At 59.0% G+C, this 19,340-nt stretch carries 17 protein-coding genes and 5 pseudogenes; 14 read left to right on the forward strand and 8 right to left on the reverse strand.

Annotation, left to right across the window (positions count from 1 at the left end; translation table 11 throughout):
- Positions 1 to 311: 311 nt before the first annotated feature.
- The 3 genes from BLW71_RS39315 to BLW71_RS39325 all read left to right on the forward strand — a co-directional run bounded on the left by BLW71_RS39315 (position 312) and on the right by BLW71_RS39325 (position 1,964).
- A complete protein-coding gene (locus tag BLW71_RS39315; protein WP_091810062.1) occupies positions 312 to 1,022 on the forward strand; it encodes a YecA/YgfB family protein in 711 nt (236 codons plus the stop codon).
- Between the two features lie 28 nt (positions 1,023 to 1,050).
- The gene (locus tag BLW71_RS39320) at positions 1,051 to 1,404 is read left to right on the forward strand and encodes a hypothetical protein (RefSeq protein WP_091810065.1); all 354 of its coding nucleotides are present in this window, start codon (positions 1,051 to 1,053) and stop codon (positions 1,402 to 1,404) included.
- A 131-nt stretch (positions 1,405 to 1,535) separates the two neighbouring features.
- On the forward strand, positions 1,536 to 1,964 hold the full coding sequence (locus BLW71_RS39325) for a hypothetical protein (protein ID WP_091810067.1): 429 nt from the start codon (positions 1,536 to 1,538) through the stop codon (positions 1,962 to 1,964).
- A gap of 269 nt (positions 1,965 to 2,233) precedes the next feature.
- Here the strand turns inward: BLW71_RS39325 and BLW71_RS39330 are convergent.
- From BLW71_RS39330 to BLW71_RS39340, 3 genes and pseudogenes are all read right to left on the reverse strand, one after another.
- Positions 2,234 to 2,761: pseudogene (locus tag BLW71_RS39330) on the reverse strand (IS6 family transposase); the annotation flags it as partial.
- Between the two features lie 42 nt (positions 2,762 to 2,803).
- Positions 2,804 to 4,072, reverse strand: a complete 1,269-nt coding sequence (locus tag BLW71_RS39335) for an IS256 family transposase (RefSeq protein WP_091810069.1) — start codon at positions 4,070 to 4,072, stop codon at positions 2,804 to 2,806.
- 113 nt (positions 4,073 to 4,185) lie between these two features.
- Positions 4,186 to 4,401, reverse strand: a pseudogene (locus BLW71_RS39340) (IS6 family transposase); the annotation flags it as partial.
- A gap of 426 nt (positions 4,402 to 4,827) precedes the next feature.
- Between BLW71_RS39340 and BLW71_RS39345 the strand changes: the two are divergent.
- On the forward strand, positions 4,828 to 5,208 hold the full coding sequence (locus tag BLW71_RS39345) for a hypothetical protein (protein WP_177205242.1): 381 nt from the start codon (positions 4,828 to 4,830) through the stop codon (positions 5,206 to 5,208).
- Between the two features lie 138 nt (positions 5,209 to 5,346).
- On the opposite strand, the gene BLW71_RS39350 is transcribed toward BLW71_RS39345, so the two are convergent.
- A complete protein-coding gene (locus tag BLW71_RS39350; protein ID WP_091810073.1) occupies positions 5,347 to 5,556 on the reverse strand; it encodes a hypothetical protein in 210 nt (69 codons plus the stop codon).
- A gap of 60 nt (positions 5,557 to 5,616) precedes the next feature.
- Here BLW71_RS39350 and BLW71_RS39355 point away from each other — a divergent pair, with 60 nt between their 5' ends.
- The 4 genes from BLW71_RS39355 (at position 5,617) to BLW71_RS39370 (ending at position 8,372) form a co-directional block, all read left to right on the forward strand.
- Positions 5,617 to 6,006, forward strand: a complete 390-nt coding sequence (locus BLW71_RS39355) for a GreA/GreB family elongation factor (RefSeq protein ID WP_286162279.1) — start codon at positions 5,617 to 5,619, stop codon at positions 6,004 to 6,006.
- A gap of 56 nt (positions 6,007 to 6,062) precedes the next feature.
- Positions 6,063 to 6,869, forward strand: a complete 807-nt coding sequence (locus BLW71_RS39360; RefSeq protein WP_091810075.1) for an IS5 family transposase — start codon at positions 6,063 to 6,065, stop codon at positions 6,867 to 6,869.
- 55 nt (positions 6,870 to 6,924) lie between these two features.
- A complete protein-coding gene (locus tag BLW71_RS39365) occupies positions 6,925 to 7,149 on the forward strand; it encodes a hypothetical protein (protein ID WP_143048459.1) in 225 nt (74 codons plus the stop codon).
- Positions 7,150 to 7,454: 305 nt separating this feature from the next.
- Complete coding sequence (locus tag BLW71_RS39370; protein ID WP_286162280.1) at positions 7,455 to 8,372, forward strand: ion channel; 918 nt, start codon at positions 7,455 to 7,457, stop codon at positions 8,370 to 8,372.
- On the opposite strand, the gene BLW71_RS39375 is transcribed toward BLW71_RS39370, so the two are convergent.
- The 4 genes and pseudogenes from BLW71_RS39375 to mqo all read right to left on the reverse strand — a co-directional run bounded on the left by BLW71_RS39375 (position 8,262) and on the right by mqo (position 12,916).
- The gene (locus BLW71_RS39375) at positions 8,262 to 8,945 is read right to left on the reverse strand and encodes a transposase (protein ID WP_143048460.1); all 684 of its coding nucleotides are present in this window, start codon (positions 8,943 to 8,945) and stop codon (positions 8,262 to 8,264) included. The two genes, BLW71_RS39370 and BLW71_RS39375, sit on opposite strands and share 111 nt — an antisense overlap.
- Positions 8,946 to 8,948: 3 nt before the next feature.
- A pseudogene (locus BLW71_RS39380) lies at positions 8,949 to 9,413 on the reverse strand (IS6 family transposase); the annotation flags it as partial.
- 39 nt (positions 9,414 to 9,452) lie between these two features.
- The gene (gene scpC, locus BLW71_RS39385) at positions 9,453 to 10,964 is read right to left on the reverse strand and encodes a succinyl-CoA:acetate CoA-transferase ScpC (RefSeq protein ID WP_091810079.1); all 1,512 of its coding nucleotides are present in this window, start codon (positions 10,962 to 10,964) and stop codon (positions 9,453 to 9,455) included.
- Positions 10,965 to 11,269: 305 nt separating this feature from the next.
- Complete coding sequence (gene mqo, locus BLW71_RS39390; protein ID WP_091810082.1) at positions 11,270 to 12,916, reverse strand: malate dehydrogenase (quinone); 1,647 nt, start codon at positions 12,914 to 12,916, stop codon at positions 11,270 to 11,272.
- Between the two features lie 718 nt (positions 12,917 to 13,634).
- On the opposite strand from mqo, the gene BLW71_RS39395 reads away from it, so the two are divergent.
- The 6 genes and pseudogenes from BLW71_RS39395 (at position 13,635) to hpnI (ending at position 19,096) form a co-directional block, all read left to right on the forward strand.
- A complete protein-coding gene (locus BLW71_RS39395; protein WP_091810084.1) occupies positions 13,635 to 13,940 on the forward strand; it encodes a DUF3579 domain-containing protein in 306 nt (101 codons plus the stop codon).
- A gap of 77 nt (positions 13,941 to 14,017) precedes the next feature.
- Positions 14,018 to 14,271: pseudogene (locus BLW71_RS39400) on the forward strand (transposase); the annotation flags it as partial.
- Positions 14,272 to 14,995: 724 nt separating this feature from the next.
- Positions 14,996 to 15,112, forward strand: a pseudogene (locus BLW71_RS42680) (pirin family protein); the annotation flags it as partial.
- A 121-nt stretch (positions 15,113 to 15,233) separates the two neighbouring features.
- Positions 15,234 to 15,836 (forward strand): NAD(P)H:quinone oxidoreductase, encoded by a 603-nt coding sequence (gene wrbA, locus BLW71_RS39405; RefSeq protein WP_091810086.1) that lies wholly within the window; start codon positions 15,234 to 15,236, stop codon positions 15,834 to 15,836.
- 548 nt (positions 15,837 to 16,384) lie between these two features.
- Positions 16,385 to 17,806, forward strand: coding sequence for a hopanoid biosynthesis associated radical SAM protein HpnJ (hpnJ, locus tag BLW71_RS39410; protein WP_091810088.1), 1,422 nt, complete (start codon positions 16,385 to 16,387; stop codon positions 17,804 to 17,806).
- A 63-nt stretch (positions 17,807 to 17,869) separates the two neighbouring features.
- Positions 17,870 to 19,096 (forward strand): bacteriohopanetetrol glucosamine biosynthesis glycosyltransferase HpnI, encoded by a 1,227-nt coding sequence (gene hpnI / locus BLW71_RS39415; RefSeq protein ID WP_502686876.1) that lies wholly within the window; start codon positions 17,870 to 17,872, stop codon positions 19,094 to 19,096.
- Positions 19,097 to 19,340 lie beyond the last annotated feature (244 nt).

Here is a 19,340-nt window from a genome sequence, read left to right on the forward strand (position 1 = left end):
GGGTTGATCGGTCGGTTGAGACGCTAACGGCGCGCCGTCAGAATTGGTGTCGGGCGGCGCCGGCTCCTGGACCAGCCGGATTGACGTCAGGGAGTGTGTTCCCGGTAACGGTCCGGGCTTTATCCCGGGCGGAGAGACGCGGCACCACATCACGGGACATCGAACGCGAGGCGATACCGAGCGAGGTCGACGGCATATAATCGGTCGGCAAACCGAATCCGGCTGGCGCCGGTCGATTCGCGATCACGCCGCTTCGCCAGGAAGCGGGGTGCCGCCCCTCCCTTGAACGCCCACGAACGCACAGGCCTGTTGTGAACCTGACCACCGATCAGCCGCTTACCGATGACGAGTTCGCTCGCCTTTCTGGATTTCTCGATGCTATTGGTCCGAGCGCGATGAACATCGAAATGCTCGACGGTTACTTTGCGGCGTTGATCTGCGGACCCGACATGGTGCCGCCGAGCGAGTATCTGCCCCAAATATGGGGCGAGGATTTCGGTTTTGAGAGTGATGAGCAGGCTGCCGAGATCATGGGCCTGCTCATGCGTCACTGGAACACGATCGCGACCGAGTTGCGCCATACCTTGGGAGAGCCGGACGTGTATCTACCCGTGCTTCTCGAAGGAGACGATGGCATCGCACCCGGTAACGATTGGGCCCACGGCTTCATGCGCGGCGTCCAGACGCGCCCGGCAAGCTGGGGCGAGCTCATCGACAACGAGGATCACGGCGGCCCCATGCTGCCGATCATGATGCTGCGTTACGAGCATGACCCAGACCCGCAGATGCGACCTCCGCCGATTCCTCCCGAAAAGCGCGGGGAACTGCTTCAGACGATGATCGCGGGGCTGACCCACATCTACCGTTACTTCGAGCCTCACCGGCGGGCGCTTGAGAGCATGCCGGGTCACCTTCCCATGCGCCGCGACGGGCCGAAGGTCGGGCGCAATGAACCGTGCCCGTGTGGTAGCGGCCGCAAGTACAAGCATTGCTGCCTCGCAAACGAGCCGACTCTGCATTGATCAACCACGCAACTAAAGGAGAAGGGACATGCCACAGGGAGCGGACGATTTGCCGTTGAATGCCAACGGCCCTGCGTACACGTCGCAGCAGGACCGTCACGGCGTGCCGCTGTCGTACGTCGGCGAGAAACTCAGTCGCGCGATCGAGGATTTGCATCGGCACGCGCAACGCTGCCAGGGCGGACGCGATGATTTGCGCGGCGCCATGCACCATCTTCTGGTCGCGTACCTGGGGCTTCATAATATGCTGGGCAAGGCGAACGACCATACCCTGACTGATCGGCTACTTGACGGCAGCAGCCAGAACCTGGAAAGGTGGCTGCGTCTGGTTGACCGGGAAGGTGATGTCCACGGACTTGCGGGCCTGGACAATCGCGACTAAGCGATCTTCATGGGCGGGGGCAGAGTCGGGGGCAATCGATCGCCTACTGGCGACGAACTTCCGGGTGTGACCAACAAAACCCGTAGGCCGTACGTCGACGCTCGAACGTTACACTCTATGGGAGTGGAGCCATGGTCGCAGTCAAACACGACGATCTTTCTACGGCCTTCGACTTCGTTAGCTTTGCGGCGCCGATGGAGCATAACGCGTATGTCTCGCTCGATACGGGCACAGTCTACTGGACTTCCGATTCCAACGACGCGTTCGACGAGGATATTCCTGACGACCTTGAAAGCTCGGACCGCTACCTTGCGATACCGCATAAGAGCAAGCTCGATCTTGGAAGAAGTCTCGCCTTGCGCTTTGTCGCACAAGAGTTGCCTGCGTGTTACGACCAGGTCGATGGATTTTTTCGACGGCAAGGGGCTTACGCGCGCTTCAAGGATTTGCTGGAGCGCGAATGCGTTCTCGAACTCTGGTATTCGTTTGAAGCCGATTCTGTCGAAAGGGCGCTGAGGCAATGGTGTGCCGAAAACGGGCTTGAGATCCTTGAAGCGTGACGGGCCGGTTAGACGCGCCGACATGTCTGGCCGCACACGTTACCCATTGGGAATTCGCGCGCTGCGGTGACAAAAGAATCATGCTGCTTCGCCCCTGGTCGGATTGGAACACGCCAGTCGCGATTCTCCGTTATCGGCCAAGGTTTGCAACGATCGCCGGTTACCGTTTGTGCTGGGCAGGAGATCCGCGATGCGGTGCCGACACACCGACGAAGGGCATTGTCAACTTGCCGATTGCGAGACGGCACGATGGCAGATGCGACGACGGGTCAGAAGGTAGTCGACGGATTTTGGGCGAGTTCGGCGAATTCGCGCCATGCAACGAACCGGGCTGCGAGTTGTTTGCGATAAAGTGAGGCGCGTAGCAGGTGCCGCTTCAGTGCGAAATGTTGCCGGATCGGCCCGAAGCACGAGAGGAATTCTTGCGTGCGTTTCGGGTCGCGAAAGCCGCGCATGCGACGCTCGCGTTCGCGTGTTGGTTGGTGGCTGTTCTCCGCGCGGTTGTTCAGGCGGGCGGCCGCTTTGACGAACACATGCTTCACGCTCACCAACTCTGGAATTTCGGCCTTCGCGGCCGGATAACTTCGCAGCTGATCGGTGACGATCTTGCGCGGCATCGGGCTCGAGCGCAGCACACGCTTGAAGAACCGCTTGGCTGCGGCCTTGTCGCGCCGCTTTTGTAGCAGGATGTCGAGCTCGGCGCCGTGCTCGTCGACCGCACGCCACAGCACGTACGGTTCGCCACGCAGCGTGACGAACATCTCGTCGAGGTGCCACGTGCTACCCGGCTTGCGGCGCGGAGATAAAGTCAAATGTGGTGTTTGGGAAGGTCGGTCTGATCAGGCGGCAAGCGGTTGCTGAGCCGGTGTGCTGTCGGTCACCGGTAGTCCGTCTTTGAAAGGGACGCCTTCGAGCAGTGAGGCGATTTTTTCTGGCGCACGAATGCGCCGCCATGATTTTTCCGCCGACTCGATCAGCTTGAATGCGAGGCCAAGGAAAGTCGGACGCGAGACGCAATTGCGCGTGCGGGTTGTTCGATGTCGAACGGTGGCAAAGGTCGACTCAATGGGATTGGTCGTTCGCAAGTGCTGCCAGTGTTCGGCAGGAAAGTCATAGAAGGCAAGCAGTTGATCACGGTCTTTTGTGAGTTTCTCCGTCGCCTTAGGATATTTGGCTGAATACGAGTCTGTAAAGCGGGTGAAGGCCGCAAGCGCCTCTTCGCGCGTGGCGGCTTGCCAGATCTCCTGCAAGCCCGCTTTAGCCCGCCCGTGTTGTGATTTGGGCAAGGCGTTGAGCACATTTCCGGTTTTGTGGAACCAGCAGCGCTGGTGCCGCGTCTTCGGAAACACTTCGTCCAATGCCGCCCACAGACCCATTGCACCATCGCCGGCCGCGAGCAGCGGACCGCTTTGTAGGCCTCGCGCCTTTAGATCCAGCAAAAGCTCGCACCAGGCGTCCTTCGACTCGCGGAAGCCGTCGCCGATCGCCACACGCTCTTTCGTTCCGTCCGGCTTCACGCCGATGATGACCAACAGGCACTGGCCATCCGAATCGTCGCTGCGCAGCCCTGTGTGGATGCCATCGGCCCACCAGTAGATCCAGCGAGAGTTTGACAGATCACGTTGATTCCAAAGGGCGTGCTCTTCGGCCCACTGAGCCTTCAGACGGCTGACCACGTTCGGCGAAAGACCTTTGGCCTCCTCACCCAGCAGCACGCTCAGCGCCTCGCTCATGTCGCCGGTCGAGACGCCACGTAGATACAACCAAGGCAACGCGGCTGACACGCGGGGTGACTTCCGAATATAGGGCGGCACGATGTTCGAATTGAACTTCACACCCGAGCCTGAGCGATCGCGAACCTTCGGCACCTTCACGGTGATCGGGCCAATCGCCGTGACAACCTCGCGCTCAGGAAGGTAGCCATTGCGAATTACGGCCCGCCTCCCGTCGAGAGTCTTCACGTTATCGTAGCGTTCAAGCAATGTCGTCAACTCCGCCTCAATCGCTTGCTGGATGATCTGCCGCGCGCCTTGCTGAATCAAATCGTCAAGGCCGCTGGGCCGTGCTTCCGATTTACCCGCGCTCGTTTCTTCTGTAACCTTCTTCATTGGTGGTGGATCCCGGTTTCGCTGGTTGTTACTCTAGACAAGCAACATTCTCAGCTAAACCGCCATCGCCTTCAAATCCCTGCCTCACCCCGAACACCAGTTTCGACCATAACTCTGCGGCGCGCTGCTTTTACCCGATGCGCAAAGCCCTTACCAAACTTGTCGCACCAGCATCGGATCGTTTCATATGTCACGGTTACACCGCGCTCGAAGAGCAGTTCCTCGATGTCGCGCAAGCTCAACTGGAATCGAAAATACCAGCGAACTGCATGGCAGATGACCGATGCTGGGAAACGGCGACCGTGGTAAAGCGATTTTGCTTTCTTCATCACGCCATCTTACGCGACCCGCCCGCCAACCTGACAACGCCCTTTGAAACCATAGCCGTGTCCTTCATCCCGAACCCTTTCCTCGCGTCCTTCCCTATTCCTGGTCAGACCGGAAGAGGCATCCGTTGGCGCAGGAAGGCGGCGATGGTGAGACGCGCCCGGAGCCGCAGTGGTCCTGCGGACAAGTCGGCACTTCTTTTTGCCCGGCTCTTCGCATAACACCACACGGTACAGCGAAGACCGAGCTTCCAACCTCAACTGGCCGCCCACGACCATCCACGGTCGCTCCTTAAGGACGCCCGTGACCGGATGCACATGCGTGGGCGTATGACGCATTCCACCGGATCCCCTTTGCGCTGCGGATGTGCGGCTGTTTGCCGCGTGTCTGAAACGCAACGGGGGCCTATGCGAGCAACCGGGAAAACCATGGGAACGCAAACGAATCGTTCAAACGAGCCGCTGCAACCTGGCGCGACACCCGTTATTCCTGTCACGGGTCGGTCTGCTGTTATGCAGTCCATCATTTTGCAGACGGGACGCACTGACCCGCTGAACTGTTGTGCTGATCACGAAGGCTATCGTCTTAATGCCTGTGCCAGGCCGACGAACAACGGGCTGTATGCGGCTGATCTGGTGATTGGGCGGGCAGGATTTCCATCACGTCATTTTAGCGCGCTGGACTACTTCTACGACGCCAGGCAAGCCCTGCGTTATGCGACCAGATGGGGAAGGATCTGGGTCGACCATCAGCTGAAAAAACCCACATGCAGCGCCAGTCGTTTGGACGATGGCGAGCGGCAGTCCTGATGCCGCACCCGATAACAGAGGAATTTCGTTCTGCAGACGATATCAGGATACAGGAGTGAGGGAACATTGCGCTTCGTGGTTCGGGATCCGGTCGTTCCGGCGGCAGCGCTCCTGTACTGGCTGGGAATACCCGAACCGTCACAGGCTGTGAGTTTCAGTGATGTCACCCTGCGTTTCAGCCCCCTGATACAGGTCGTTTTCGCGGATGAGCGTCCCGGCGCGTTCGTCAACTACGAGGTCGTACGCGAAGTTGTCCAGTCCGGCGTGATGGACCGTCTCATCTTTTTCGATGATTCGTGGCTGGACATATGGAATGACAGCCACTGCGCGGACATCTGTAACCTGCATTCCTGTCGGAGACACACATGTCATTTGCCAGAACCTCGTCACCCGTGACGGTGAAAGCACATGTCGAAGTCTTTCCGATCCTTTCAGAACTCGACGTGGATCGACTCGGGGCATGTGCTTCTGCCAACCGTGTCGGCCCAGCAACGCGCGTGGGTAGAAACACTTGAATCAACAGCCGTGATCGTCGACCCCGCCGAGATTCCACCGCACGTCGTCACGATGAACACGACCGTCGAATGCACAACGGTCGACCGTGCTGACGCATATCAGTGGACGCTGGTCTATCCGGATGAAGCGGACTACCTGCGAGGGCGTCTGTCCGTGCTGTCGCTCGCGGGGATCGTGTTACTCGGTGCGCGGTGCGGTCAAACCGTGGTATGCCGGCCGCCGGGCGATGTACCGATCCACTATTTCGTCAGCGAAATCCTGTTGCACCAAGCCGGCACATGACGGGGGAGTACTAGAGCGTGTTAGGCACTTCCGGTCGGACCTGGTAACCTGGCGGGATGACAGAACGCAAGCCATACCCGACGGATGTTTCGGACGAGGAATGGAGCTTCGCCGCTCCGTACCTGACCTTGATGAACGAAGAAGCACCGCAGCGCCGATACGGACTGCGCGAAATGTTCAACGCGCTGCGCTGGATGGCGCGAGCTGGTGCATCGTGGCGTATGCTGCCGACCAACTTCCCGCCGTGGGAACTGGTCTACCAGCAAACGCAACGTTGGTTGAACGCAGGTTGCTTCGAGGCGATGGTCAACGATTTGCGTTCGGTGCTGCGCGTGGCGCAACAACGTCAGGGTCAGCCCAGTGCGGTCATCCTGGATGGGTGCACATTGCAGTCCACGTGCGAAAGCGGTCCGCGTGCGGGTTACGACGGTTATAAGCGCAAGCGAGGCAGCAAGGTCCATATGGCTGTCGACACGCTGGGCCTGCTGCTCGCTGTGCACATTACGCCGGCCAACGAGCAGGAGCGCGCGCAGGTGGCCGAGCTCGCGCGTCAGGTTCAGCACGTAACCGGTCAGACGGTGAAACTTGCATTTGCTGACCAGGGCTATACGGGCGACACTGCCGCGCAGGCCGCACGCGAGCAAGGCATTGAACTGCAGGTCATCAAGCTGTCCGAGGCGAAGAAGGGCTTCGTGCTGCTGCCCCGCCGCTGGGTAGTCGAGCGCAGCTTCGGCTGGCTCAACCGTTTCAGGCGGCTGGCACGCGACTACGAACGCCTGCCTGAAACCCTGGCAGGCCTGCACTTCGTCGTCTTCGCCATGCTCATGCTCGTTCATGCCGGACCTATTATGCAAAGTGCCTAACACGCTCTAAGCCAGATTCAGATGCCGCACCTCCAGACTGAGGGAGTACCCCTATGTGTGGTGCGACAGCGATATTTTTCCGACGAAGAGCCCCCATGAATTTGCCACCCTGATGCTGGTCAAGGCCGCGCCGGACCAGATCGACATCACCCGCGCAGAACTCAATAGCCTGCTGGAGCGCCAGCTGGTAGCCCTCGAACAGCTCGCGTCCGGATACCAGCGCCCCCGGCTCACCCGCGATGGCGATGCCGTGCTGCAGGCCGTCGCGCGACGACGCTGAACCGCGCTCCCCTTTTATTGCCCGCTACACCCCGCTGGTGATGCGGTTGCCCCGTGCGATCCGCATCGCCGGTCCGTTCACGCGATCACACTCATTATTTCGCGGATCAAATTACTGTATTCGGACTTTCCCGATGCGCGGGCGAGGAAGAACCTTTAACATCAGTGGATCGCGATCCACGTAGCGCCAGACGACGATCCTGTGCTTGCTAAATGATCGGAAACAATTGTGCCTCGCTCAGAGAGGGTTCTAGCGAATTTCGATTCGCATCCAACGACTGATTGCATTGTCGTGTATTTGCACCAATGATTGACCAATTTATGCGAAATAAATCGCTCAATGGACGCCACCGGTTGTTCGATCCAAAAAGACGGCATGTCCATACGATTGCACATCTGGACTTTGTCACAAGCGGACTCGAACAGCCGTTTTGGCAAGATCTATATCATCATCTACTCACCATTCGCTGGCCGGCCTTTATTTCGTTGGTCGCATCAGCATTTCTTGCGATCAACGCGCTTTTTGCGGCGGCATACCTTTTCGGCCAACATTCAATCGTCGATGAGTCGCCTAAGGGTTTTCTCGGCGCGTTCTTTTTCAGCGTGGAAACTCTTGCGACGGTGGGCTATGGAGCAATGCACCCCAATACTGTCTACGGTCATGTGATTGTGACAATAGAGGTCTTTGTTGGAATGACTGGCACTGCGTTGATCACCGGTTTGGTATTTGCGCGGTTTTCGCGACCCCACGCAAAACTGCTGTTCGCGAGGACGGCTGTGGTTCGTCCTATTGACGGAGTTCAAACCCTAATGATTCGGGTGGCCAATGCGCGACTTAATGTGATAAGCGAGGCCTCTGCACAGCTACGTCTCATGCGCATCGAAAGTGGGCCGGAAGGCGAGCAGGTCCGCGAATTTCACGATCTTGCATTAATGCGCAGTCACCATCCGGTTTTCGTTTTGGGATGGAATCTCATGCACCGGATAGATGCATCCAGTCCGCTCTTCAATCAATCGGCTGAGTCCATGGCTTCTTCCGACTCACTTCTTATCTTATCTATCGACGGGGTCGACGAAAATACGGAGCAATTCATGCGCAGTCGCCATGTCTATTCAGCAGGCGATATACGATGGCAACACCGATACCCGCAATTGATCCAGGTTGACGAGGGTGGCGTGCATCGGATTGACTACGATAAATTTCACGACGTGGAGCCCGTCTGAAACGCTCTCTACTTTGAGGATGTTTTGCATGTAGGAGCTAGGTGTTCGCCGGAAACGGATTTGATCAGTTGATCCGTAGGCACCGAGCAGCGCGTCGATCTCGGAGTCGATGGTGTCGCGCGTCCAGGTGACGAAGCGTCTGCCGTGATATTTGGCCTGCGTCCACAGGATCTCGATCATATCCAGCTCGGGACTGTAGGGCGACTGATAGAACTGCATCATGCGATGTTCGATAAGCCAGCGCTCTGGCGTTTCGTGATCGATGTCGCGGTGGATCGGCGCGTTGTCGAGCACGACGACCGTCGGGCGCTGATCGTGAGCCACGCGATCCAGGAATTGAACGACCGCAGGACACTTGACCGATTGCTTGATGGCTTCATGGATCAGCGTTATGGCGCCGAAATCGAGCACGCCCATGACTGAACGCCGGCAAGGCGGGTTGGGCGCGACGCAATGCGGCTTGCCGTGCGGTGACCAGCCACGTGAAACCGGGGGCGAAGCCGAGAAGCTGGCATCGTCGAAATAGATCAGGCGGCACTGTCTGTCGCGGGCAGCCTTCTGCAGTTCGAACATGCGTTATTTTAGGATAGCTAACTCAATCGGTAAGGTGCTCCAACATCGGAGCGCCCGCTTCTGCTGTGCGCCGGTGTGGTAGCGGCAATGCGTAAAGAGATTAGCCACCTGATCGTGGACAGAAGCGAAACGTTGCAGATGACTCGCTGATTTGGAAGGGCGCATAACGTTCTCGCGCAGCCGGGTCGGTTGGTGCGAATTTTTCGCCTGGTTGTTCAGCCCCTTATGCTGACGGTGTTCTTCATTCAGACCGGGATCCCGGTTCGCCGCTGCAAAGCTTTTGAGCTTGTCGGTGATCTGCACACGCGGCGCTCGGCCGTGCTTCCTGAGCAGCTTGCGCATCGGGCGTCCGGCCGCGTGCCGGGCGCGCCGGCTTTGTACCAGCACGGCGAGCACTGCGCCATACTCGTCTACCGCGCGCCACAGCCAGTGTTTCTTCCCGTCAGTCGTGACGAGCACCTCGTCTACGACAGGACTTCCTGCTTGACGCCGTCCAAGCTGCCGCGATCAGGGTTTCATACGTCCCGTTTCGACGAACCGTTCATGCCACGACAAGGCTTCGCCAAGCAGGTGCGGAGTATGTTTGCCGGGACTGTCGCGGAGGGCGCGCTCGAAATAGTCCTTAAGCAGAGGACGGTGATCCGGGTGCGCGCAATTCTTGATAACAACACGCGCTCGTTGCGTGGGCGACAAGCCGCGTAAGTCTGCCAGTCCCTGCTCCGTCACGACCACTGATACATCATGCTCTGTGTGGTCAACATGGCTGACCATCGGCACGATACAGGAGATCGCCCCATTTTTGGCTGTACTCGGTGTGACGAAGCAGGAGAGAAAACCGTTGCGGGCGAAATCCCCCGAACCGCCGATGCCATTGATGATCGAACTGCCAGCCACGTGGGTTGAGTTTACGTTTCCATAGATATCCGCTTCGACCATGCCGTTGATTGCAATACATCCTAACCGGCGTACCAGTTCCGCGTGGTTAGAAATCTCCTGGGGACGCAGCACTATACGGCTACGGTAGTGCTCGATATTTCGCCCGAATTCCTCGACACCTTCCGGGCTCAGCGACAACGCGGTCGCCGACGCGGTTCGGATGGTATCGGTCCTGATCAGATCCAGCATTCCATCCTGAATCACTTCCGTAAAGGCGGTCAGCTTTTCAAATCCGCCGTCACGCAGTCCGCTTAACACGGCATTCGCGATATTCCCTACGCCGGACTGCAACGGCAACAGATGCTGCCCGAGCCGTCCCATTGCGATTTCGTGACGGAAAAACTCTACCAGATGATTGGCAATCCGGATGCTGCTCTCATCTGGCGGGGCAAATCGACCAAGACGATCCGGACCGTGAGTCTCTACAACGGCGATTACCTTCGATGGATCGACGCACAGGTACGGCTCCCCGATGCGGTCACCCGGCCGGATCAACGGAATTGGTCTGCGATCTGGCGGTAGCGCTGTACCGTAATAGATGTCGTGCATGCCATCCAGCCCGGCAGGTTGGGCCGAATTCACCTCGATGATCACTTTGTCGGCCAGGTCGAGCCATGTTTTGTTGTTGCCGACAGATGTCGATGGAATTAGGCGACCGTCTGGCAATATCCCGGAAACCTCAATTACCGCCACATCCAGCTTACCCAGGAACCCGAACCAGGTGTACTGCGCGACCTGACCCAGATGGATGTCCATGTACTCAATCTCGCCTCGATTGATCCGTGCGCGCAAGTCCGGGTCGGACTGATAGGGCAATCGAAAGTCGATGCCTCCCACTTTGGCGAGTGCGCCGTCCAGTTCTGGGGCGGTGGAGGCGCCCGTCAGTAGCCTCAACGCAAATTTTTCTCCACGGGCATGAGCATCTTCGATTTGTGCGGCCAACGCCAAGGGCACCGCTTTGGGGTATCCCGACCCGGTGAAGCCACTCATTCCGACGGTCATACCCGGGAGAATTTGCGCCGCGGCCTGATCGGCTGGCATCACTTTGGATGCGAGATGTGAACTAAGGATACGATTTTCCATTACGATTTCCCAGTCGATAAAAATTCCAACTTCGTCCCACTCACGTAAGATCGGCCGGCAAAGGCGGATCCTGAAAACACAACACCGGCTACCTTGAACATAACGGCCCGAACCAAATGCAGGGGCAACCGTATCTTTCTGACCGCATCGCGAATTTGTCGAGTCTGCCTGCGCGGGGTTACGCAGTTGCCGCACGTGAAAGCAAGGCTGGGTCAGCAGGTCAACGTACCACCAATGCTGCTTTCAGCCAGCTGTGTTCACTTCGATGACCTACCCCTACCTGACCGATATCCAGCCGGCGTCGCCTAAAGCGCCATCTCGACTTCGGCCTTGGTCGGCTTGGAGGAAGCCGTATCGAAGTTCTGCACGGCGGGCGCGGTCAGATCAATCGCTGGCGGTGGCGTCAATTGCAGAACTTCGCTTGTCGCGACCCATGATTCGTAAACCTTGGCGGGACTCGCCCCGAGCCGTGTGCCGTAGCCCGGGACGATCCTCCGAATCCTTGCCTGCCACACTGGCGTGCGAAGTTTGTCCTTGAAGGCCTTCTCCAGCAGGGCGAGCATGATGGGTGCGGCAGTCGAGGCGCCAGGCGATGCGCCCAGCAGGCCCGTGATACTTCCATCCTGCGCACTGACGATTTCCGTGCCAAGCTTGAGCACGCCGCCCTTCGCCTTGTCACGCTTGATGATCTGGACGCGCTGACCCGCTTGCCACAGGCGCCAGTCCTCCTTCCGGGCGAGCGGGAGATACTCCTTCAACGCATTGAGGCGATCGGTATCCGAGAGCATCAACTGACCAGCCAGGTATTTGACCAGCGAATACTCGGCGAGTCCCACGCGCACCATCGGCATGACGTTGTTCGCGTTGGTGCTGGCGATCAGGTCCAGGTAGGAGCCGTTCTTCAGGAATTTTGTCGAGAACGTGGCGAATGGGCCGAACAGGAGCGCCTTCTTGCCGTTGAGAATACGGGTGTCCAGATGGGGCACCGACATGGGCGGCGAACCAACGGACGCCTTCCCGTAAGCCTTGGCGAAATGACGGCTCGTGACGTCGGGATTGTCGGCCACGAGGAATGAACCGCCCACGGGGAAAGCACCGTACTCTCTGGCTTCGGGGATGCCCGATGCCTGCAGCAACGACAGCGAGCCGCCACCGGCTCCGATGAACACAAACTTGGCGTCGACTTGCCGCGTCTGTGTATCGGATTGGGTATCGGCCAACGACACGCGCCACGTGCCGTCCACATTGCGCGTGATATTCCGAACCTTGGTGGAGAGGAGGAGGCTGAACCTGGCCTGACGCTGCAAGTAGCCGACAAATTGGCGCGTGATTTCGCCGAAATTCACGTCAGTACCCATGGGGGACCAGGTCGCGGCAACCTTCTGCCGGGGATCGCGGCCCTCCATCATGAGGGGGACCCGTTGCGCGATCTCGTCACGGTGCTCCGAATACTTCATGCATCGAAACAGCGCATTCGCTTGCAGTGCCTCATGACGCTTCTTCAAGAAGCGGATGTTCTCGTCCCCCCAGACGAAACTCATGTGTGGCGTCGAATTGATAAACGTCCGTGGCTGTTTCAATACACCCCGCTTCACCTGCCACGCCCAGAACTGGCGCGACAACTGGAAATCCTCGTTGATCCGGACCGCCTTTGCGATATCGATTGCGCCATCGGGGATTTCGGGGGTGTAGTTGAGTTCAGCCAAGGCGGAATGTCCGGTACCCGCGTTGTTCCAGCCGTTGGAGCTTTCCTCGGCGACACTGCCAAGTCGTTCGACCATCATCATCGACCACTCGGGCTCGAGCTCGTGTAGCAGGATACCCAGTGTCGAACTCATAATGCCCCCGCCCACCAGGAGAACGTCGACCTTCTCGACCTCAGCGACAAATCCGGGACGAGCGGTGCCAGAAATGGTCTGCTCCGATAACGTTTTTCGTGTCGTTTTGCTCAAAGTGCCAACCCGCCTTAGCTGATACGCAAAATGTTTGCCATAAGTTCACACGGACTGGTCTTGCCCGAACGCCTTCATATCCATCGATTTCATTCCGCTCGCCATCGGGGGGCGACGAAAACGATTCGAAGCTCGAATCCGGTGACGAAAAGGAGGCTCTGCAACTTGCTTGCCGTTCGGCGGCCTGTCCCGATGAGCTGCCATGTTACGTCCTCGGCACCGCTACATTTAGTCGCGGAGCGGTAATGGTCTGTTACTCGTGGAGTGCGGATTTGTCCGTAGTCTGGCTCCGGGGCCTCGCAGGCCCATGCCGTCGGCGTTTCGGCCAGGCTCGCGCTTCATGGCTTGTCCACCGCGTTCGAAGGTCCGGGCACTCAATGCAGGGCCAAGCGAACGCGTTCCGACGTAATCTGTTCAGGTGGCTCGCTCAGGTGCCAGGTAAATTGCTCGCGGGGATTCGTCGCGCGGCCGGAAAAGTCAACGTCCCGTCAGGAAACAGTCCATTACGACAGCGGGGCTTCAATCGCCCGCACATTCACGGAACAATCCACACGCTACGTGCCGTAGAGTCCCAATCGCTTCGGCTCACGCAGCGCTGCCGCAGCTGGATTGATCCCGTTTGGCATGTTCCGTGGCACAGCGGGCTGCCGCAATTGCGACGGCCTTTTCTGGGGTACCTTGCCCGCCGCCACACGATTTGGGCAAAACAGATCTGCACATGACCGACGCACGTCCAATTGAATACGTCATTCAGGGTATTACGAACAGTGGAAAGACTTTTCGGCCAAGCGACTGGTCGGAACGTCTTGCCGGAGCGATGTCGTGTTTTGGGCCCGCGGCCGACGGTATCAGGAAGGAAGACCGTCACCTCGGGTACTCGCCCTACGTTCGCCCGATGATCATCGGGAACGTGAAGTGTGTCGTGCTTGACTCCCGGCTGCGTGACCTCGAGCCATACGCTTTCGACTTCGTCCTGAACTTCGCCAGGGACAATGATCTGCTGTTGACCTCCGCCCCCGCCTGAAGAGGCTGTAGCAAAACATTTCGACTGGGTTAGCGCCTGAAGCTCGGGGGTGGATATGATTGCTGGCGCAAGCCGGGTGGGGCCGGAAGTTCCCCACCGTGGCTGCCATGTGGCAACGCCAACGGGAACAGGTGATTTCCTTCTTTGCGTATCCGCCCGAGGTACGCAGGATCATCTATACGACGCCATCGAGAGCATGCACATGCAGTTGCGCAAGATCGTCAAGAACCGGGGTCACTTTCCCAGCGACGAAGCCGCCAGCAAACTGCTGTATCTGGCCTTGCGCAACATCGAAAAGGATTGGAAGATGCCGCCTATCACCTGGCGGTAAGCCGCCAACCAGTTCGCCATTCTGTTCGGCGAGCGGTTCACCCGCGCCATGAGCTGAGTTTTTTTATAACGACCTCAGCACACAGAAATCCTGACACGTCCCGATGTATTTCTGGGTCGGTGTTCTGAGCTATCTCGCGTGAAACGAAGGTGGATGTCGCGCGTTGCACAAGGGGATTTTCGTTCCTCTTGCAACGCGCGACAGAGGCGCCGGAACACGTCTTTTTTACGCTGCCAGGGTTGGTCGGAATCGATCGCTTCGCGGTAACGCCTGTCATAGTTGCAACTGAATCCCTTTCGCCTTGTTTGATATTCCCGGCAGATCCTCCTTCAACGCCTTCACTTCAGCGATGACCGGTTGCATGCAACTCGCAACCGGCCCGAATAGATTGCTGAAAGGTACTCGCTCCGGACCGCCGCGGAGGCCTGTCATTCGCACCTTCGTGCCTTGACGTGACTACGCTTGGCGAACGGCCGCTTACGAGAAAAGCGTGAGGCCGGACCCGACTCGCAAGCGATACTGGGTGGGGCGTGATGACAGGCTGTTTAACGCCGGCAACCGACATTCAGTCTGCACACCCGAATCGCGTTTCCCTGTGAATCTCGTTTGCCCGGCCTGACGGCCATCCGAGCCATTCGACCACATATCGGAATCGCTGCTTCGCAACGCCGTCTTACGTGGACTCCGGCTCGCCTCGCGCCAATGTGACGATGAATGGCTCCCGCTGTCCGAAGGCGACGGCGCCCGGGTACGGAAAGAAGAAGTCCTGTCGTTTGTCGACGGCCAGGATGCGGAGGTGCTAGTGTTTGACCTGCGTGCCGTCGAAGTATCAGCGAACTGACCGACGTAAACGGCGGCTTCGCCTGTGTCCGGCACAAGGTGTCCGGGGCTCTCACGCGGAGTTGCGGCGATATGTAACAGCCGTTCGAATCCGTCGGACGGCTCTCATTCCAGGAGCAATCATGGCGAAAGTACTCGTTCTCTACTATTCAATGTACGGTCATATCGAAACGATGGCCGACGCGGTTGCCGAGGGTGCGCGCACCGTGCCCGGCACCGAAGTGACGATCAAGCGCGTGCCTGAAACGATCCCGGCCGAACAGGCTGCGGCTCACGGCGCCAAACTCGACCAGAAGGCACCAGTGGCGACGCCCGACGAACTGGCCGATTACGACGCCATCATATTCGGCACGCCGACGCGCTTCGGCAATATGGCCGGGCAGATGCGCACGTTCCTCGACCAGACCGGCGGACTCTGGATGAAAGGCGCCCTTGTTGGCAAGATCGGCAGCGTTTTTGCGTCGACAGGGACCCAGCACGGCGGCCAGGAAACCACCATCACGTCATTCCATAGCACCCTGCTGCATCAGGGCATGGTGATCGTGGGTGTACCGTATGCCTGTGCGGGTCTTACCAACATGAATGAAATTACCGGTGGCACCCCCTACGGCGCGACCACGCTGGCAGGCGCTGACGGCAGCCGGCAACCGTCGCAGAACGAACTGGAGATCGCGCGCTATCAGGGCAAGCACGTCGCCGGACTCGCGGCGAAAATCGCTGGGTGACTGATGGCATGAGGAGAGCGTCGATCCGACGCTCGCTTTTCCAAACTCGGGTATATCTGCGCGTCGGTTTGTCCATTAAGGGACGCTTCGCAAGCTGAGCAGAAGAATCCGGCAATAAAGATGTAAGGGTTTTGGCGTATTCTCCACGACCTGGATAGTTTTCAGGATAGCCTGTTCCATGCTGGACAGAACACATGGCCGTTTTCACGATAGCCGGAACGATCTTTTGATCGACACCGGACTCATCGAGAGTGTTCGACTCCTCCACACGTCAAAATTTTTCGGCTGCACTGATCGGCCACTGGCGGTCGATCGAACGAGCAACGCATTCCAGAATGGCTCGATCACCTCCCGACATGCGAAAGGCCATGATGGCGTTATACACAGCGTGGCCCGATCGGGCCATGCATTATCGAGTGCTGCAAAAACGTGATGCCGGAATGCGGATCGTCCGCAGACCGTCCGTTCAGGGTCAATGCCCAGCACTCAAGCCGCCTGTCAGCTCATTCATCAAGCCAGAAGGCTCAACAGAGTCCGCCCGAATAACTATGAAAACACTATTTTTGCAGGCGCCGTCGTATGACGGCTTCGATGGTGGCGCGGGTTCGCGCTATCAGGCCAGGCGTGAAGTCCGCTCGTTCTGGTATCCGACGTGGCTCGCGCAGCCCGCGGCACTCGTGCGCGACAGCCGCGTGCTCGACGCGCCCGCCGACGGTCTGTCCGTCGAGGCATCGCTCGACATCGCGCAGCATTACGATCTGGTGGTGATCCACACCAGCACGCCGTCCTTTCCGACCGACGCGCTATTCGCCGAAGACCTGAAAAAGCGCAAGCCGTCGCTGCTGATCGGCATGGTCGGCGCGAAGGTCGCGGTCGATCCGCACAATTCGCTGACCGCCAGCGAGGCCATCGATTTCGTGTGCCGCGAGGAATTCGACTTCACCTGCCAGGAAGTCGCCGAGGGCAAACCGTTCGCGCAGATCAAGGGGCTCAGCTACCGCAACAGCGACGGCTCGATCGAGCACAACGAAGCGCGCCCGATTCTCGAGAACATGGACGAGCTGCCGTTCGTGGCGCCCGTGTACAAGCGCGATCTGAAGACCGACAACTACTTCATCGGCTATCTGAAGCATCCGTACGTGTCGATCTACACGGGCCGCGGCTGCCGCTCGAAATGCACCTTCTGTCTGTGGCCGCAAACCGTGGGCGGGCATCGCTACCGCACGCGTTCGGTCGAGAACGTGCTGGCGGAAGTGAAGTGGATTCGCGACAACATGCCTGAAGTCAAGGAGATCATGTTCGACGACGACACCTTCACCGACTTCAAGCCGCGCGTCGAGGAAATCGCCCGCGGCCTCGGCAAACTCGGCGTGACGTGGTCGTGCAACGCGAAGGCGAACGTGCCGTACGCCACGCTGAGGATCATGAAGGAAAACGGCCTGCGCCTGTTGCTGGTCGGCTACGAATCCGGCGACGACCAGATCCTGCTGAACATCAAGAAGGGCTTGCGCACCGACATCGCGCGCCGTTTCAGCGACGATTGCCGCAGGCTCGGCATCAAGATTCACGGCACCTTCATTCTCGGTCTGCCGGGCGAAACGCAGGACACGATCCAGAAGACGATCGAGTACGCGAAGGAGATCAATCCGCACACGATCCAGGTGTCGCTCGCCGCGCCGTATCCGGGCACGACGCTCTACAACCAGGCGGTCGAAAACGGCTGGCTCGAAGAGAACAAGGTCATCAATCTCGTGAGCAAGGAAGGCGTGCAGCTCGCGGCAATCGGCTATCCGCATCTGTCGCGCGACGAGATCTACCATCAGCTCGAAAACTTCTACAAGCGTTTCTATTTCCGCCCGTCGAAGATCTGGGAGATCCTGCGCGAGATGTTGACGAGCTGGGACATGATGAAACGGCGCCTGCGTGAAGGCGTCGAATTCTTCCGTTTCCTGCGTGCCCACCAGGCATGAGCGCCACTTATCTGCGTCGGGCAATCCGTGCGAGGCGCCGACGTGAAGCGCCTTGAGTGGATCATGTTGCCGGCCGGTCTGCTGCTCGTGACCGGGCTGGTCGCAGTCGAAGGTCCGATGCGTGCGGCCCATCTGCTGCGCCTCGCGCTGCTCGGTATCTCGGCTTCGGCGGCCGTAGGCGGCATCAGCTATACGTTGCTGGCAAGCGTATTGATTTCGCGTTTTTTTGCGCGCCCGACTGTAGTTGCCTCCAGCTATCCGCCCGTAACGGTCGTCAAGCCGCTGCACGGTAACGAGTGGAACCTGCTCAGTAACCTGTCGAGCTTCTGCCAGCAGGATTACCCGGGTGACGTGCAATATCTGTTCGGTGTGCATGATGCGGCTGACCCTGCGTTGAAGACGGTCGACGAGCTGCGCACGCTGTACCCTGAAGCGCACATCACGGTGGTAGCGGATGCCCGCCTGTACGGGCCGAACAGGAAGATCAGTAACATCGTGAACATGCTGCCGCAGGCGGCCCATGATGTGATGATCTTCGCGGACAGCGATGTCAGTGTGAGCCCGGACTATTTGCGCAGCGTCGTAGGCGAATTGCAGAAGCCGGGCGTGGGCCTCGTGACCTGCATCTATCGCGGAAACGCCGCTCCGGGGTTCTGGCCCCGCCTGGCCGTCAATGCGATCAACTATCAGTTTGTTCCCGGCGTGGTGACCGGCCTGACGATGGGTCTGGCGAAACCCTGTATGGGACCGACGATCGCAATGCGCCGCGCAACGGTTGACAAGATCGGCGGTTTCGAACAGTTTGCCCATCACCTCGCCGAGGACCATGCGATCGGGCAAGCTGTGCGCATGGCCGGCGAACGCGTTGTGGTTCCACCGTTCTCCATTTCCCATGCCTGTGTTGAAACGAGTTTCACGAGGCTGGTCTCGCACGAATTGCGCTGGAGCCGCACGATCCGCTCCATCGATCCGGCAGGCCATCTGGGCTCTGCGCTGATGCATCCGTTCCCGTTCGCCACGCTGGCCATCGTACTGTCGGGAGCCGCAAGCTGGTCGTGGTCGCTTGCCGCGATCGCCCTGCTGGCGCGCCTCTGGCTGAAGCTTCGCGCGGACAAGGCGTTGTGCCACGCCGATCGCGGGCCGTGGCTGCTGCCGATATGGGATATTGCGCTGTTCCTGGTATTCCTCGCGAGCTACAGTTCGACCCGGGTTACCTGGCGCGGCTTCACTTTTTACGTGGACCGGAACGGCATGCTACGTTCATCCGAACGCGGATCGGAGCCCGGTTAGATCGGATGGGTGCGTCGGGCGCTATCTGTCGTCCGAATGTCCGCGTCACGAGCGTGGCCAGCGTCCCAAGATCGCCGCACGCAGCCTGCCGCAGCCGGGGAAGGCGAGCCTTGAGCGCATCCTTCAGACGTTGTCCGGGATTAATCACGCGTCGTGCGAGTGCGCGAACACAAGACCATTCGTCGGGCATGGTCGGTGCCGAGCCGCTGCACCCGGCTCCTATCCGAACCGCAACCGGTTATTG

Origin of the sequence: Burkholderia sp. WP9 (assembly GCF_900104795.1) — a bacterium.
In the GTDB taxonomy this organism is placed as follows: domain Bacteria; phylum Pseudomonadota; class Gammaproteobacteria; order Burkholderiales; family Burkholderiaceae; genus Paraburkholderia.